Origin of the sequence: Carnobacterium maltaromaticum DSM 20342, from assembly GCF_000744945.1 — a bacterium.
Lineage (GTDB): Bacteria > Bacillota > Bacilli > Lactobacillales > Carnobacteriaceae > Carnobacterium > Carnobacterium maltaromaticum.
In genome coordinates this window covers 1,266,215-1,279,746 of record NZ_JQMX01000001.1, presented here as the reverse complement: position 1 = coordinate 1,279,746, position 13,532 = coordinate 1,266,215, and the positions used below count along the sequence as shown (strand labels likewise).

The following is a 13,532-nucleotide window of genomic DNA, read 5'->3' as shown; positions in this document are numbered from 1 at the left end:
TATGAATATCGAAGTATTTGGCTCAAGCAGTAAAGGGAATGCTTATAAAATCAGTGATGGTGAGCGTTCTTTGCTACTTGAAGCAGGAATAAAGTTAAACAAAATAAAATGTGATTGGCAGTCGATTGATGGCTGCTTAATCACACATGAACATGGTGATCACTCTAAATACGCTAACGAGCTATTAAAAACAACTAGTATTGATACTTTCACCAGTAAAGGAACTCAAGAGGCCTTGAAACTTCCAAGTTATCGGGTCCATTGTTTAGAACCGTTAAAACAGAAACAAATAGGGAACTGGAGTATTATTCCATTTCCAACGGAACACGATGCGAGCGAGCCTTTTGGCTATCTAATTCATTCCAGTAAAACAAACGAAAAACTACTTTTTGCAACGGACACTTATTATATCCGTTACAAATTTAAAGGGATCACGCATCTAATGATTGAATGTAATTATGCCTTAGATATTTTAAACGAAAATGTTAAAAATGGGCGTATAGGAGCCTATTTAAAGAATCGGGTATTAAAGAGTCACTTCTCATTAGAGAACGTCAAAGAGTTCATAAAAGCGACTGATTTAAGCGAGTTAAAAGAAGTTTGGTTGCTTCATCTATCTGATAGCAATTCAAATGCTGAACGTTTTAAAAAAGAAATACAAGCAATTACAGGTACACCAGTTTATATAGCATAAGGAAGGAGGTAGCCAATTGAATTATTTATCACAGTTACAAGCGTTTAGAGATTACAAGATGTATGAAACTAAATTATCCAGTGGACAAATTGCTTTATGGTACGCATTGATGGAAATAAACAATAAATGTGCATGGATTGAATGGTTTACAGCTGCTAATCAAACGCTTGAAACACTTTCGGGATTATCTAGAGCTGGCATAAATAAAAACAGAAATGTTTTAAAGCAGCTAGGCTTGATTGATTTCAAAAGTAACGGTAAAAAAGCTACTTCTTATAAGGTATGTGTACTCTATACGTCAAATAGTATACAAGACAGTACACAACAGAGTATACAACGCAGTGTACAAGGGAGTATACAAGACGGTATACAACAGAGTAGTACATTAACTAAACAGAAACTAAACAAAACAGAAACTAAACAGAAACAAGACCAGACGACGACAGCGGATGCGTATTGGCTTAAATTTGTTGAAGTCACAGCAAGCCCTTATATTCTTGAAAATTTAAAAATGTGGGCAGAGGATTTTAATGGCAACGACGATATTGTTATTCATGGCATTGAAACGATGCTTGCTAACAACGTTCGTAGCTATAAGTATCTTGAAACAATATTGAAAAACTGGGAATCAAAAGGCTTTAGCACTAGAGAGGATGTTCTTACTTTTGAGGAACAGCGTAAGCAGAAGAAACAGCCAAACCAAGGCGTTAATCGTAAAGAAACATTGCCAGATTGGGCTAAAGATGACTACAAACCGCCTAAACAAATGATAGAGCGTACTTCTGACGAAGAATTTTTAAAAGAAATGAGTGAGGATGAATAATGAATTGGTCTGTAGCAATGTTAAACGTGAACAAGTATAACGATCTGCCAGATTGGGTTGTTGAACCATCTAAAGATAAATTTAAAGCCTTAAAGGCTGAGGGAAAAAGTCCATCTAGCGAAGAAGGCAAAAAGCTATTTAAAAACTTTTTTATCATTGCGAACGTTTGGCTCTATCAAAATAAATTTATTGACTATTTTAATATGAGCGAAGCAGTTCGAATGGATGCTGATGAATTTTTATAATAGATATAAAACCAATTAAACCGAGGTTGTCCCCCACTCAATAATATTTAACCACGAGGGACAACCCAGCAATGGCAAGGAGTGAAAGGCGAGTGATAGAAGGCACTGGATATTTAAAATTTGTGAAATCTAAAGGCCATTTATACGTTTACCTTCATGGCCGGTTGCAAGGGGAGAAATCCAAAAAGCACCTGTTTAAATTTGGTCGTAGCGAGTGTGCTCTTGAAAATCTTTACTGCATGAGAGAAGCAAATAGGCTGCCTAACGAGTTAGCTAAAATGGGTTTTACTTTTGATGACTTGGATCAATGGATTTTAACAATCGAAACTAGGGTAACGCCTACAGGGAAGAAAATAAATATATGAAGAGGTGGAGTAAGTGATCAAAATATTAGAACTTTTTGGTGGGATTGGTGCTCCAAAAAAAGCCTTAATCAATTTAAAAATAAAGCATAAAAGCATTGATTACGTTGAATGGAACGAAAAAGCAGTCCGTAGTTACAACGCAATGTTTGATAACCGATATGCTGCCCAAGATGTTCGAGGATATAATTTAAGGCCTGATTGGTTGATACATGGTTCACCTTGCCAAGATTATTCGATTGGCGGTAAACAATACGGGGGAAACGTTGAAGATGGGACTAGAAGTAGTCTGATGTTTGAAACTATTCAAATAATACAGAATTTAGGTGTGTGGAAGCCTTCAGTTGTGATTTGGGAGAATGTTCCAAACGTTTTAAATAAAAAACATTTACCAGCATTTAATCGATATATTAACGATCTCGATAAACTAGGATACACAACAAACTATGAGATATTAAACTCTTTGGATTTTGGAATACCTCAACATCGAAAAAGACTTTTTGCAATTAGTTGTTTAAACGGCAATGTTTTTGATTACTCAAAGTTAGAAAAAACTACAGCGCCGATTATAACAGACTTTCTTGAAGCATCATTTGATGAAAAATATATTTTGACTCAGCCTAGCATGATTAAAAAATTGCCAGGAAATGAAAATCATTCGAATTTCAATGGAATGTTAGAAGAAATCACAACACATGCTTTTACTATCACGACAAAGCAAGTAAGATGTCCTAACGCAGGAGTGATAAAAATATCAAATGACAAGTATCGGATATTAACAGAGCGTGAGTGTTGGCGCTTAATGGGCTTTACCGATGAAGATTTTGATCGAGCTAATAAAGAACATCATGGTATGCAAGGGAAGCTAAACGGAACATTGTACCACCAAGCAGGCAATTCAATAGTTGTTCAAGTGTTAGAAGCAATATTCAAAGTATTACTAAGTGGAAATTATGGCGGTGGTATTAAGCAAGAAAGCTTATTTTAATGGAGGGAAAACACATGAAAACATTTAATTACACAACAGCACGGGAAGCTAAAATTTCAATCGATGAATCAATTTACAACAAGGAATGGTTAGAAGAATTTTCAAAATCAATGTACGATCTTGATAATATTAACGATTTAGGTAAGCACATTCTCAAAGTCCTTTTAAGACTAGGAATTGATACTCATGTTGAAGGTGTCGGAGACATCAAAGTAAACGGAGAATATCCAGATTGGGCTACAGAATTTTCAATAGCTAAAGGGATTGAAGTTTTAGTTGATTTAGACGAAATTGAAATTTATTAGGAAGGTGTGAGGGAATGAATGATTTCTTGAAAAAATATTACGATTTAATAGATAAAGTTACCTATATCGTAGAAGAAAAGTTGTGTTTATATCCCACTTATGTTGCGTTAGGAGTAACAGAGTCATTAGAAAATGATGGATTGATTTGTGAGGAAAACAAACAAATATCTGAGATTCAGCACTCTTTACTTGAAAAAATCGAGTATGTATCTCAATGAAATGTACTTGAAGATTTTTACGAAGGCAGGTTAGCTATAAAAATTAAAGATACAGATTATTGTATTTGCGTTGAATATACAACTTAAGAGAGGTGTGAGGAAATGAGTAAAACAGAAGAAACGCCAGAAATAGTTACTATTTTTTGGGACAACGTAGAGTGGCATATGAAAAATAAAGGGTTAAGCATGCATAAAGTGTTTGGTTCCAATCAAGGGTTTTATGCTACAAGACCGAGTTGTACTTTAAAAAAAGTGCAAGAAATTGCTGGATTATTAAATATTGACGATTACGCGATTTTGTTTGAGAAAGCGGAGGACTTAGAATGGCTAAATTAAATGAGGATCAGCAGGTTGTGCTGGATTGGATGAAAAGAGATCTTCCAAACTTAGGAGTAGATAGCTTGCTTAGTGAGTTAACATTTTTAAGTTGCACTGGTGGATGGATGAAAAATGAGGTAACAGCTAGGGCTTATCGCAACCTATCAGATATTGAGCGGTTGCAAGTATTACAAGCATTCGCAGAATGGGGGTTAAGTCAATATGACTGAACTAAAAATGATTGATTGTGAAGTAAAGGTATTAAAAGAATGGAAATCAGCGAAATTAGTTGGTTTTTATCAATGTAGTTACGTAAAGCAATCGATTTTAATTGGAGAGATTGGTGGAGTTATTGCCTATCCAGTAGCATTAGTTTGTGTTGATAGCCATTTTCAAACAGTAGATGCTAATTTAGTTAGGTTGGTGATTGAAGAATGAAAGTACACGAACTCAAAATTGAACCTAAATATTTCGAGGCAGTGAAGGACGGTAGGAAAAAGTTTGAGATTAGAAAGAATGATCGTAACTTTCAAGAAGGAGACGTTTTAATTTTAAAAGAATATGATTCAATTACTCAGTTGTTTTCGGGCGAAATCATAAAAGTTGAAATATCGTACATGCCAGATTTTCCGCTGAAAGATGACTATGTTGTTCTTGGGATTGAGGAAATATGGGAGGGTTAGCATGGCTAATAAATTAATCTATCAAGTGAAAATTGAAGAAGATATAAAAATTATTGAAATGCTACTCAACAGGATCTATGTTGTTTCAAGAACTGAAGACATGATGATTCATGAAAAATTAGAAGAGCTGCATAAAGGTATTGATGACTTGAAAAGATTTGTTTAGGAGGGTTAAGAATGAGCAATGTTAAATCATTTAGAAGTCAATCTGATTATTCGCAAGAACAAGTTGTTAAAATGATTGATTTCGCAGATGAACAGAATATTCCTTTGTTCGATGTAATGAAACGAGTTGAAAATTTAATGTGTGAGGGTATGACATTTGATGAAGCGTTCAACCAAGAAGTAGGAGCTGATTAAATAATGATTAAACGAATTATAATGTTCAAAGCTGATGACTGGAAGCATATCTGGTTTCTGTTTAAGAATATGATTGTGCAGTTCTTGAAAGGTGATTTTTTAGAAGCAAAAGATGCATGGTATTGGATCAGAATACATGTTGAATTCAACTCGAAAAGAGTAAAGTAAAGGAGAATGAAAATGGGCCAATTAATGATAAAACCAGCTGTAAGTACAATTGATAGTCGGGAAGTTGCTGAAATGGTGAGTAAGCAGCATAAAGAACTTTTACGTGATATTCGTAAATATGCAAGTGTTTTAACCAGCGCAGGGTTGCGCTCGTTGGATTATTTTATTCCTAGCGAGTATTTAGATGTAAAAAAAGAAATTCGTCCTTGTTATGAATTAACTATCATCGGATGTGATCTTGTAGCAAATAAGCTCATAGGTGAAAAAGGAATTTTATTTACAGCTCAATATGCTAAAAGATTTCGTGAAATGGAAGAGAATGAACGCAATTCAACAATTAAGGTCCATTTACCTTCTTATCCGGAGGCTTTACGATTATATGCAGATGAAATGGAACGAAATAGCCAGCTAAGTATTAAAAACCAAGAACAAGCTGTTTTAATTGAATCTTATGAGCTTAAAGTTAATTATTTGAATGAAATTTTACATTCTAAAAGCACCTTAAATATTACTCAAATTGCTGCCGATTATGATTTGACTGCCCAGGAGTTGAACAAGATTTTACATGAAGAAAAGATTCAGAAAAAGTCAGGCAATCAGTGGGTTTTATGTAAAAAGTATTTTGGCCAAGGTTATGTGAAGTCTGATACCTACAGTTTTTCTCATAAAAATGGGAATCGAGATGTTAGTCTCCATACTAAATGGACCCAAAAAGGAAGAATGCTTATTCATGAGATTTTAAAAGAAAGAACTATTTATGCTATTTTGGATAAATAAAAAAAGACAGGTTCCCCTGCCTAGCCAATTTCATTATAACATGAGGGGGACCATCTTTGGAATTTAAACAAGTAGAATTATCTCAATTAAATGAATTAGAACTGAACAACACAATTATCATTGTTAGCAACGGAATGATTAAGATGGCCAATTTACCAGCTTTTGCTGATATTAAGCTAACAACGAATGAAAACAAGGTCACAGTAGTTAAATGTGAGACCAAAACTAAATTTTAAAGTCTGACTAGAAAACTAGAGGACACTTTAACAGCGTAGCAATACGTTTGTTGAGGTGTCCTTTTTTGTTACTTATAAGGAGGAAAACACACATGAAATTTGCTGACGAATTAATAAACGAATATACAACTGATTTAAAGCCAATAAAAGCTCTCTACAGTTATTATAGAAATCATAGGAATGTTTGTCTTATCTTGTTCAAAGAATGCGAAGAGGCGCAAGAATGGGAGCTTTCTGTTGAGTTTAGAAATGATTATCAATACTATAAAGCTCGAGCAAAGGAACTAGGTTCTATTATCTCTAGTAGCGAGTATTCAATTCAATGGTTACGTGATGCTAAAGAACCTGGCAATCGTAGAGAAATTGGGAGAAGGTCTAGATATCAACGAACAGAGTTATGGGGAGAAATAGAAGCAGCAGCTTTAAAGAACTACAGAGATAGTGATTTAGAAAACTTAACAAATGAAGATAAAAAAGTTCTAAAGGAAATTTTAAGTTGTCTATCTCCAAGAGAGTACGAATCTTACGTCTCGATTTTTGGAAAAGGAAATAGTTATCAAGAAACAGCGGATTATATGCAGTTGAGTAGGAGTTCTGTTCAAACTTTAATCAATCGTTCAATTCAAAAAATTAATGAGGTGATTAAATATGGTGCAAATACAAGTTTATTTTAGTAAAATTAATATGTGAGGAGGAATTGTTTTGAAACAAAATAAAATAAAAGAAATAAATAAAGAGCTAACTTTAATATTTTCTGATTTAAAGGTTCTGGCTGACGAAGATAGAAACGAAAGAAGTTCTAGTACTAGAGGTCCACTAGGAAATTTTTCACTAAGTAATATTGGATTGGTTTCTAAAATGAAAGTTGCATCTATTCTTTTTGAAGAAAGTTGGATAAACAGTAACTTTACTTATAAAGAATTAGATAAGCAAATTTTAAATTTTTGTATAGAAAATCGTACAAATGAGGATAAGAAAGACTTTCTTGTGCTTGAAAAATTTTTGAAAGAACTTTTAGGTCCAGAAGTCGAGCATACAGTTATATCAATATTAAGAGGTGTAGAAAATGTAAATGTTGAATTAACTATTGGAGATTTTAGAATATATCCATCTAAATTAATAGATAAACATATTAAATGTGATAATTGGGAACGAATAAAAAATGATATTATTACTGATTTTGCTGATGAAATAATGATTGAAACCTCTGTCTTTTCTTCCGATAGAGAAAGGGCTAAAGAAATTGCTAATGAACGAATGGATAATTTTATTAACATACTTTATTTCTTTTTATTCGCAAAAAAAGGTGGGTATAGTTTAAGGTTAGGCACTTCTGAGTCTTCTTCAATATTTATTAACATAATAAATTTTTCTGGAAAAGTTTATGTTCATAACAAGTTAGATGGTGATTGGAAAAATGTTGATTTGAACGAAATAATTAATTACTATGAGGAGCCGTTAAATAAAGTTCTTGAAATAGAGAAAAAATTATGGTTCGATCGCAAGAACGTAAATGAAATGGAAAAAAGAATATATGGATCCATTCAATGGGCTGGAAGAGCGTTAAAAGAAAAGTACGCAGATGAAAAATTTATTCAAGCAATGTTTGGGATGGAGGCATTAATACAAGAGAAAAATAAAAATAATGTGATTTCGCCTTCAATAACATCACAAATGAGTGAAGTTATAATCTTTTGTTTAGGTGATACTTATGAAAGAAGAAGCGAAATTGAACAAGAATTTAAGCAATTGTATACTACAAGATCGAACATTGCCCATGGGGAGCGAACTCAAGTTAGTGAATATGAATCTAATTTAGTGTTAGATTATTTAAGGCATATCATTTTTTATTTTTTAAAAAATGATACTTTTAAAACATTTAAAGATGTTAATGAATTTATTAAAAATGAAAAGTATAAGAAAATGTAAATATTGTCATACAGATGCCACCAACAAGTGAAGGGTAAATTATTCTTCACATTCGTGTGTTTTTCCTCCTGGCTCTCATGGTTGTGCGTGAGAGTTACATATGCCGAAGAAATTTGGCATATTAAAGTATTCTGAGATACTTTGATATTGTTTCTGAGAAGCAACTGATTGATACACTCGCAACTCCAAGGACGGAGGTTGTGAGTGTATTTTATTATCTCGTAGTTATGTTGAATGTTATTTGATATAATAATGAAAAGGAGATGATTTTATTGAGTATTAGTTGGGATGGCGTATTAAGTATTGATGGTGTTTTAGGTTTTATTGGAGCGTTAATTGGAGTTTTTAGTGCATATTTAGTAGTTAATCACCAATTAAAAAAAGAAAATGAGCAAGCATTAGACACCGAAAAAAGATTAAAAGAACCACTAATTGTTCCAGGAACAGCCAAATTTGATGATGTTGAAATACATCCTGGTAAGGATTTAGTAAAAGACGGAAAATATTTCCATGACTTGAAAAGATTTTCTGATGTTACAATTCCTATTATTAACGGGGGGACTACACCTGTATTTGATATTACTTATTACTTTGAAATCGAAAATATAGAAGAATTTGCAAAGATATTTAGTAAAGATAATACTCTGAAAGAATCAATTCCTAGTGCGTATTTTCAAAGTACAGAAGAAAAAGAGTACTCATTTATATATGAATATATCTATAAAAATGATGAAAAAGTACAGAGAAGAAAAGAATATGAAAAAGCATTAAAATACACCAATGTACTTTCTGTAATAATGCCTGGTGAAACTGAACATATTAACTTATCAAAATTAGTTATTATGTTTTTATCGTATTATTTAGAAATGTATGATATGTTTTATCGTACTGATACAGGTAAAGAAGAAATTTTCCCTGAAATAAAGGTTCATATTAAGTATAAAGATTATGAGATGAAGGCAAGAAAATATGAGTATAACCTGATTTTAGGTTCGCGTAATATGTCAAAAAATATGCTAAGATATCAATTAGTTCCAAAAAATTATGAAAGTAATTACTCAAGAAATATTTAAGAGACCCTTTGTGGTCTTTTTATTTTGCTCTAAATACATAGATCACTTAACGGTGATTACAAAAAAACACAAAGTGAGGTGAATAGATTTGAGATAATATATTTAGTTATATAAATTGTTTGTTTTAATTGTTATAATCAAAACAAACAGTTAAAAGGAGAAACAATGGAAAAATATTTTTTAGGAAATAATAGAAATAACTCTATTTATGGTGAAATTAATGAAAAAGAATATCGCACATTTTTAAAATTTTATACATTATACAAAAGATATGAAAATTTTTGCCAAGCTTTTTTAGTTAGTAATGATTCAAAAATTGAATATGAGGATTTAAAAAAAAGTGTTGAGTTAGAAAAAAATGTTGATTTGGATAAATTACATGTTATTGCTATTGGTGTCGTAACAAGATATGTTTTAACAAATCGCATGGCAGTGGATAATGCTAAGGCATATTATAACGAGTGCAGTATAAATAATAGTTTTTTAATAGATAAAGAAAAAAACAATAAAAGTTTTGCTATTTTCAAAATATTACGAAATTATGCTCAACATTACTCTATACCCATATCTAATACGACTGTTGTTCTAAATATATTAACAAATACAAGTAAAGTTGAGTTTTCTATTTCAAAAGAAGAAATTTTACAGAATAATTTTAGAGGAAAGGATAGGGAGTACATTGTGACAAGTTTTCCGGAAACAATTATTTTTGAAGAAATAACTGAAGAATGTAATAGAGTTATGGATGAATTATTTTTGGATATTACTGAAAAAACAAAAATTAAAGTAAAGAAAAGATTTATTAAATTGTTGAAAAATAGGATACAAATATTTACAAGAGAACATGACGGTAGAACAATTAATGCTCTTTTTGTAAAGAAAGAGGGTGATCCTACAAAGGTTTATTGTTTTGACGAAAAAATATTTTTTGGATTTATTACGCTGTTATCGAGTAGATTTTCTGAAGTTTGATAAAAAAATTAGTTACAGATTTATTGTTTATTATAAAAGATGCATAATTGAGCATCTTTTTTTATTTTAATTTGATTACATTAATTAAAGAGAAAGGGTGGTTTTGATGGCAAAGGAATTATCAGATGTTACAAGACAAAAGTATGATCTATTTGTTGCTGCTTATATTCGTTGTTTCAATGCCACTAAGGCAGCCGTTGAAGCTGGTTATAAAGCAAGTAATGCTAAGAATCAGGGGAGCAACATGCTTACTTATCCCTACATTAAAGAAAAAATCAACGTTGAACTTGGAAGGTTGCGGCAACGCTTTGCTGACGAGGGTAACAGGGCTTTTGCTGACCTGCTGAACATTCTATCAGATTTAGATTTAAAACTCCGTAGGCACGACGAGGCGGAGCTGAAAATCAATAAATATGAGAATGAGCTTATTAAAGATAATAATTCGTTTAGCATTTTAAATAGGCAAATAGAAAAGCTAGCTCGGAAAATAAAAGCGATTGATGGCCGTAAAAAAGATAGTAAAGAGATCAAAAAGACTTTACTCATTGAAATTGAAGAACTGCAAGATGAATCATTTCAAATGGGCTTAGATTTACGTAATAAACGAAGGCTGGTTGAAATAGAACATAGCAATATTTTGAAGCCAGCACAGTGGGAGAAAATGCTCTCTCTTAAAGCTGATGTACTTCAAGATATACTTGATAGAGGTGGTTTTAAACCGCCTGATAAGGTAGAACATAGTGGTCATTTAGGCATACCTGTTAATCCGGAACTAACTAAATTAACGAAAAAGGAGCTAGAAGTCATTGCTAAGCAATTTAGAGATGGAAACACTAGCTAAGCAAGCGGAAAGCGTGCTAAATCAAAACTATTTTGACCACTATGTCAAATTTGCACACAACGGACAATATGAACACTTTAGACATACAAAACTTGTATGTAAATACTTGCAACGCATTGCAGATGGGGAACAGCTCGCACTTATGATTGAAATGCCACCTCGGCATGGAAAATCAATGACAGTGACAGAGTCGTTTCCTTCTTTTTATTTAGGTAAGAATCCTGATAAGAGAGTTATTACAGCTTCTTACTCGGATAGTTTAGCTAAAAAGTTTGGTAGAAAGAATAAAGATAAGTTTAAAGAATTCGCTGGACCACTAAATAATTTAGAGTTATCTAAAACTAATGCTGCAGTCAAAGATTGGGGTATTGAAGGTCATTCAGGTGGAATGCTTTCAACTGGTGTAGGTGGCTCTATTACTGGTCATGGTGCAGATTTAATGATTATTGATGATCCAATTAAGAACCAACAAGATGCATCATCTGAAACAATTAGAGAGAAAATTTGGGATGAATGGGAGTCTACACTATCAACGCGTTTACATGGTGGCGCTTCTGTCATCGTTGTAATGACTCGCTGGAACGAAGATGATATTATTGGTCGTTTGTTAAAACAAAGCGCTCGTCCTTGGATTCGTTTGAGATTACCTGCAGTTGCAGAAGATGAAACAGATTTACTTCACCGAAAAATTGGTGAGGTTCTTTGTCCTGAACTTGGTTATGACGAGAAATGGGCGAAACAGAAGCAAAAAGAAGTAGGATCAAGAACGTGGTCTTCCTTGTATCAACAACGCCCAACTCCTGCTGGAGGAAGCATATTTAAACGTAAATGGGTTAAGTATTATGTGCCAAGTCGAGAAGTAAAAGACAGATTGAATTTATCGGATGAAACAATCATTCTTCCTCGTTTATTTGATAAACAAGTCCAGTCTTGGGATTGCACTTTTAAGGATGCCGAGACCAGTGATTTCGTTGCAGGTCAAGTATGGGCTAAGAAAAAAGCTGATTATTTCTTATTAGCAAGGAGAAAAGAAAAGTTGAATTTCACTGCTACTTTAAAAGCTATACGTGAAATGTCTGAGAACTGGCCCAATGCTAGAGCTAAATATGTGGAGGATAAAGCCAATGGTTCAGCTGTTATTTCAGTATTAGAAAATGAAATATCTGGAATTATTCCTGTTAATCCGGAAGGCGGTAAAGAAGTGAGAGCAAACGCTGTCGCGCCAGTGTGGGAAAGTGGGAATGTTTATTTACCACATCCCGACTATGTACCTTGGGTAAATGAATTTCTTGATGAACTTGAAGCATTTCCAAATGGCGCACATGACGATGAAGTTGATGCTATGACGCAAGCATTAATTAAGATTACTAGTAGTGGCAGAAGTTTGTTGGAGCGATATAGAAACGGATAAACAACAAGCTTATTATAATGAAATTTGGCTTGTTGTTTATATTTTTTCCTATTATAGTATCGAAAAAAAATCTTGAATATCTTTTGGAATGTGTTCGATATTTTTTATTTTGTTCGAAATCATCTCTAAAAGCATTTTATTAAGGTAGTTTTTATCATTATTAAATTCTTTTACATTTAATGAAACTAACTCATTATGTGTATTAATAAATTTTGGGCTGTTTATTATAAGTTTTACTTCAGTTCCTTCCTTAACAAGTTTTCCATTAGTCACAAATGCAATTCGTAATTTAGAATCACAACTTTCAGGATTAAGAGCAATACTTTTTTTGTTGTGTATAACTGCAGAAGGATATGACCAACCATCAAAATTGTGTATTGAGTATGGAAAGAAGAACTTTCCTATTTGATTAGAAATTTTATATTTATAGTTCTCATGTTCTTTAACATTAAGTGAAAAAATAGTTGATAAAAAGTCAGATACCATAAATGATACTTTTGGATACAGGCTTCCTTCTAAGTAAATTGAAGATATATCAATTAAGGAAATTTCAGTAATTGTTTTATAAACAATTAAGTGAAATGAATCTCCTGTTTTAATTTTGCATTCTTTTAAAACAGTTTCTATTTCATCAGCGACATAAAGCACTGACTCATTTATATCGTTAAGCCTACCTAAATATGAAATACACTCTTTAGGAGGATACCAGGCATCTGACTTGCTATCCATCTTAGTATTTTGTGGTCTTATTCTGTAAAGCATTTGATTTTCTTTAATTTTAATATAACTAGAATTACCTGGAATTAGATGGGATCCGTTTCCAAAATCAAAAGCCAAAATATTGCGTAACAAACTGCTAATGTTTTCATCAGTTGCATCTTTTTCACTTAAGTTAATTAATTTTTTCTCAGATTGTTTAATTTTTTTTCGACGATTATTAATTTGATTTAGGTAATCTTTTTCTGTAGGCATTTTATTGGTTATTGTAAGATTTGTGGTAAAGTCACCTGTTATTGGATTAAAATCACTTATTTCTACATCAGGATCTGAAATTAAATCTTTCAGAAAATTTTCTATATCTGATTCTGTCATGGAATCACTCCTTTAAAAATAATATATATCATTTTTA

At 32.3% G+C, this 13,532-nt stretch carries 22 protein-coding genes; 21 read left to right on the top strand and 1 reads right to left on the bottom strand.

The window, feature by feature from the left end:
• Position 1 precedes the first annotated feature (1 nt).
• The 21 genes from BR77_RS06185 (at position 2) to terL (ending at position 12,403) form a co-directional block, all read left to right on the top strand.
• Positions 2 to 694, top strand: coding sequence for an MBL fold metallo-hydrolase (locus BR77_RS06185; protein ID WP_035064302.1), 693 nt, complete (start codon positions 2 to 4; stop codon positions 692 to 694).
• A 16-nt stretch (positions 695 to 710) separates the two neighbouring features.
• Entirely contained in the window at positions 711 to 1,517 is an 807-nt protein-coding gene (locus BR77_RS06180) for a DnaD domain protein (RefSeq protein WP_035064300.1), read from the top strand.
• Complete coding sequence (locus BR77_RS06175; RefSeq protein ID WP_035064297.1) at positions 1,517 to 1,762, top strand: hypothetical protein; 246 nt, start codon at positions 1,517 to 1,519, stop codon at positions 1,760 to 1,762. The genes BR77_RS06180 and BR77_RS06175 overlap by 1 nt, the downstream gene beginning before the upstream one ends.
• 92 nt (positions 1,763 to 1,854) lie before the next feature.
• Positions 1,855 to 2,127: a hypothetical protein gene (locus BR77_RS06170; RefSeq protein ID WP_080732537.1), complete on the top strand. Its 273-nt coding sequence runs from the start codon at positions 1,855 to 1,857 to the stop codon at positions 2,125 to 2,127.
• 13 nt (positions 2,128 to 2,140) lie between these two features.
• Positions 2,141 to 3,112 (top strand): DNA cytosine methyltransferase, encoded by a 972-nt coding sequence (locus tag BR77_RS06165; RefSeq protein ID WP_051926685.1) that lies wholly within the window; start codon positions 2,141 to 2,143, stop codon positions 3,110 to 3,112.
• 14 nt (positions 3,113 to 3,126) lie between these two features.
• Positions 3,127 to 3,417 (top strand): hypothetical protein, encoded by a 291-nt coding sequence (locus BR77_RS06160; protein WP_035064292.1) that lies wholly within the window; start codon positions 3,127 to 3,129, stop codon positions 3,415 to 3,417.
• A 14-nt stretch (positions 3,418 to 3,431) separates the two neighbouring features.
• A complete protein-coding gene (locus BR77_RS06155) occupies positions 3,432 to 3,635 on the top strand; it encodes a hypothetical protein (RefSeq protein ID WP_035064290.1) in 204 nt (67 codons plus the stop codon).
• A 102-nt stretch (positions 3,636 to 3,737) separates the two neighbouring features.
• The gene (locus BR77_RS06150; protein ID WP_035064288.1) at positions 3,738 to 3,971 is read left to right on the top strand and encodes a hypothetical protein; all 234 of its coding nucleotides are present in this window, start codon (positions 3,738 to 3,740) and stop codon (positions 3,969 to 3,971) included.
• Positions 3,959 to 4,183: a hypothetical protein gene (locus BR77_RS06145; protein WP_051926683.1), complete on the top strand. Its 225-nt coding sequence runs from the start codon at positions 3,959 to 3,961 to the stop codon at positions 4,181 to 4,183. Before BR77_RS06150 ends, BR77_RS06145 begins: the two co-directional genes overlap by 13 nt.
• Positions 4,176 to 4,391, top strand: coding sequence for a hypothetical protein (locus BR77_RS06140; RefSeq protein ID WP_035064286.1), 216 nt, complete (start codon positions 4,176 to 4,178; stop codon positions 4,389 to 4,391). Before BR77_RS06145 ends, BR77_RS06140 begins: the two co-directional genes overlap by 8 nt.
• Positions 4,388 to 4,636, top strand: coding sequence for an ASCH/PUA domain-containing protein (locus BR77_RS06135; RefSeq protein ID WP_035064284.1), 249 nt, complete (start codon positions 4,388 to 4,390; stop codon positions 4,634 to 4,636). The genes BR77_RS06140 and BR77_RS06135 overlap by 4 nt, the downstream gene beginning before the upstream one ends.
• Position 4,637: 1 nt before the next feature.
• Positions 4,638 to 4,802, top strand: coding sequence for a hypothetical protein (locus BR77_RS19005; protein ID WP_162922007.1), 165 nt, complete (start codon positions 4,638 to 4,640; stop codon positions 4,800 to 4,802).
• Between the two features lie 11 nt (positions 4,803 to 4,813).
• A complete protein-coding gene (locus BR77_RS06130; RefSeq protein WP_035064281.1) occupies positions 4,814 to 4,996 on the top strand; it encodes a hypothetical protein in 183 nt (60 codons plus the stop codon).
• Positions 4,997 to 5,176: 180 nt separating this feature from the next.
• Positions 5,177 to 5,941: a Rha family transcriptional regulator gene (locus BR77_RS06125; protein ID WP_035064279.1), complete on the top strand. Its 765-nt coding sequence runs from the start codon at positions 5,177 to 5,179 to the stop codon at positions 5,939 to 5,941.
• 56 nt (positions 5,942 to 5,997) lie between these two features.
• Positions 5,998 to 6,177 (top strand): XtrA/YqaO family protein, encoded by a 180-nt coding sequence (locus BR77_RS06120; protein ID WP_035064277.1) that lies wholly within the window; start codon positions 5,998 to 6,000, stop codon positions 6,175 to 6,177.
• Between the two features lie 92 nt (positions 6,178 to 6,269).
• On the top strand, positions 6,270 to 6,851 hold the full coding sequence (locus BR77_RS06115; RefSeq protein ID WP_051926681.1) for a sigma factor-like helix-turn-helix DNA-binding protein: 582 nt from the start codon (positions 6,270 to 6,272) through the stop codon (positions 6,849 to 6,851).
• Positions 6,852 to 6,879: 28 nt separating this feature from the next.
• Positions 6,880 to 8,106, top strand: coding sequence for a HEPN domain-containing protein (locus BR77_RS06110; RefSeq protein ID WP_035064275.1), 1,227 nt, complete (start codon positions 6,880 to 6,882; stop codon positions 8,104 to 8,106).
• Positions 8,107 to 8,378: 272 nt separating this feature from the next.
• The gene (locus BR77_RS06105; protein ID WP_035064273.1) at positions 8,379 to 9,179 is read left to right on the top strand and encodes a hypothetical protein; all 801 of its coding nucleotides are present in this window, start codon (positions 8,379 to 8,381) and stop codon (positions 9,177 to 9,179) included.
• 165 nt (positions 9,180 to 9,344) lie between these two features.
• Complete coding sequence (locus tag BR77_RS06100; RefSeq protein WP_035064270.1) at positions 9,345 to 10,151, top strand: hypothetical protein; 807 nt, start codon at positions 9,345 to 9,347, stop codon at positions 10,149 to 10,151.
• Between the two features lie 106 nt (positions 10,152 to 10,257).
• Positions 10,258 to 10,992, top strand: coding sequence for a terminase small subunit (locus BR77_RS06095; RefSeq protein ID WP_035064268.1), 735 nt, complete (start codon positions 10,258 to 10,260; stop codon positions 10,990 to 10,992).
• Positions 10,976 to 12,403 (top strand): phage terminase large subunit, encoded by a 1,428-nt coding sequence (terL, locus tag BR77_RS06090; RefSeq protein WP_035066017.1) that lies wholly within the window; start codon positions 10,976 to 10,978, stop codon positions 12,401 to 12,403. The genes BR77_RS06095 and terL overlap by 17 nt, the downstream gene beginning before the upstream one ends.
• A 51-nt stretch (positions 12,404 to 12,454) precedes the next feature.
• Here the strand turns inward: terL and BR77_RS06085 are convergent, their stop codons facing one another.
• Positions 12,455 to 13,495: an RES domain-containing protein gene (locus BR77_RS06085; protein WP_035064266.1), complete on the bottom strand. Its 1,041-nt coding sequence runs from the start codon at positions 13,493 to 13,495 to the stop codon at positions 12,455 to 12,457.
• Positions 13,496 to 13,532 lie beyond the last annotated feature (37 nt).

Coding starts and splice junctions, on each gene's coding strand:
- BR77_RS06155 (WP_035064290.1), top strand. CDS start 3,432: ATGAATGATTTCTTGAAAAAATATTACGATTTAATAGATAAAGTTACC.
- BR77_RS06125 (WP_035064279.1), top strand. CDS start 5,177: ATGGGCCAATTAATGATAAAACCAGCTGTAAGTACAATTGATAGTCGG.
- BR77_RS06160 (WP_035064292.1), top strand. CDS start 3,127: ATGAAAACATTTAATTACACAACAGCACGGGAAGCTAAAATTTCAATC.
- BR77_RS06185 (WP_035064302.1), top strand. CDS start 2: ATGAATATCGAAGTATTTGGCTCAAGCAGTAAAGGGAATGCTTATAAA.
- BR77_RS06175 (WP_035064297.1), top strand. CDS start 1,517: ATGAATTGGTCTGTAGCAATGTTAAACGTGAACAAGTATAACGATCTG.
- BR77_RS06100 (WP_035064270.1), top strand. CDS start 9,345: ATGGAAAAATATTTTTTAGGAAATAATAGAAATAACTCTATTTATGGT.
- BR77_RS19005 (WP_162922007.1), top strand. CDS start 4,638: ATGGCTAATAAATTAATCTATCAAGTGAAAATTGAAGAAGATATAAAA.
- BR77_RS06095 (WP_035064268.1), top strand. CDS start 10,258: ATGGCAAAGGAATTATCAGATGTTACAAGACAAAAGTATGATCTATTT.
- BR77_RS06130 (WP_035064281.1), top strand. CDS start 4,814: ATGAGCAATGTTAAATCATTTAGAAGTCAATCTGATTATTCGCAAGAA.
- BR77_RS06145 (WP_051926683.1), top strand. CDS start 3,959: ATGGCTAAATTAAATGAGGATCAGCAGGTTGTGCTGGATTGGATGAAA.
- BR77_RS06150 (WP_035064288.1), top strand. CDS start 3,738: ATGAGTAAAACAGAAGAAACGCCAGAAATAGTTACTATTTTTTGGGAC.
- BR77_RS06115 (WP_051926681.1), top strand. CDS start 6,270: ATGAAATTTGCTGACGAATTAATAAACGAATATACAACTGATTTAAAG.
- BR77_RS06085 (WP_035064266.1), bottom strand. CDS start 13,495: ATGACAGAATCAGATATAGAAAATTTTCTGAAAGATTTAATTTCAGAT.
- BR77_RS06140 (WP_035064286.1), top strand. CDS start 4,176: ATGACTGAACTAAAAATGATTGATTGTGAAGTAAAGGTATTAAAAGAA.
- terL (WP_035066017.1), top strand. CDS start 10,976: ATGGAAACACTAGCTAAGCAAGCGGAAAGCGTGCTAAATCAAAACTAT.
- BR77_RS06135 (WP_035064284.1), top strand. CDS start 4,388: ATGAAAGTACACGAACTCAAAATTGAACCTAAATATTTCGAGGCAGTG.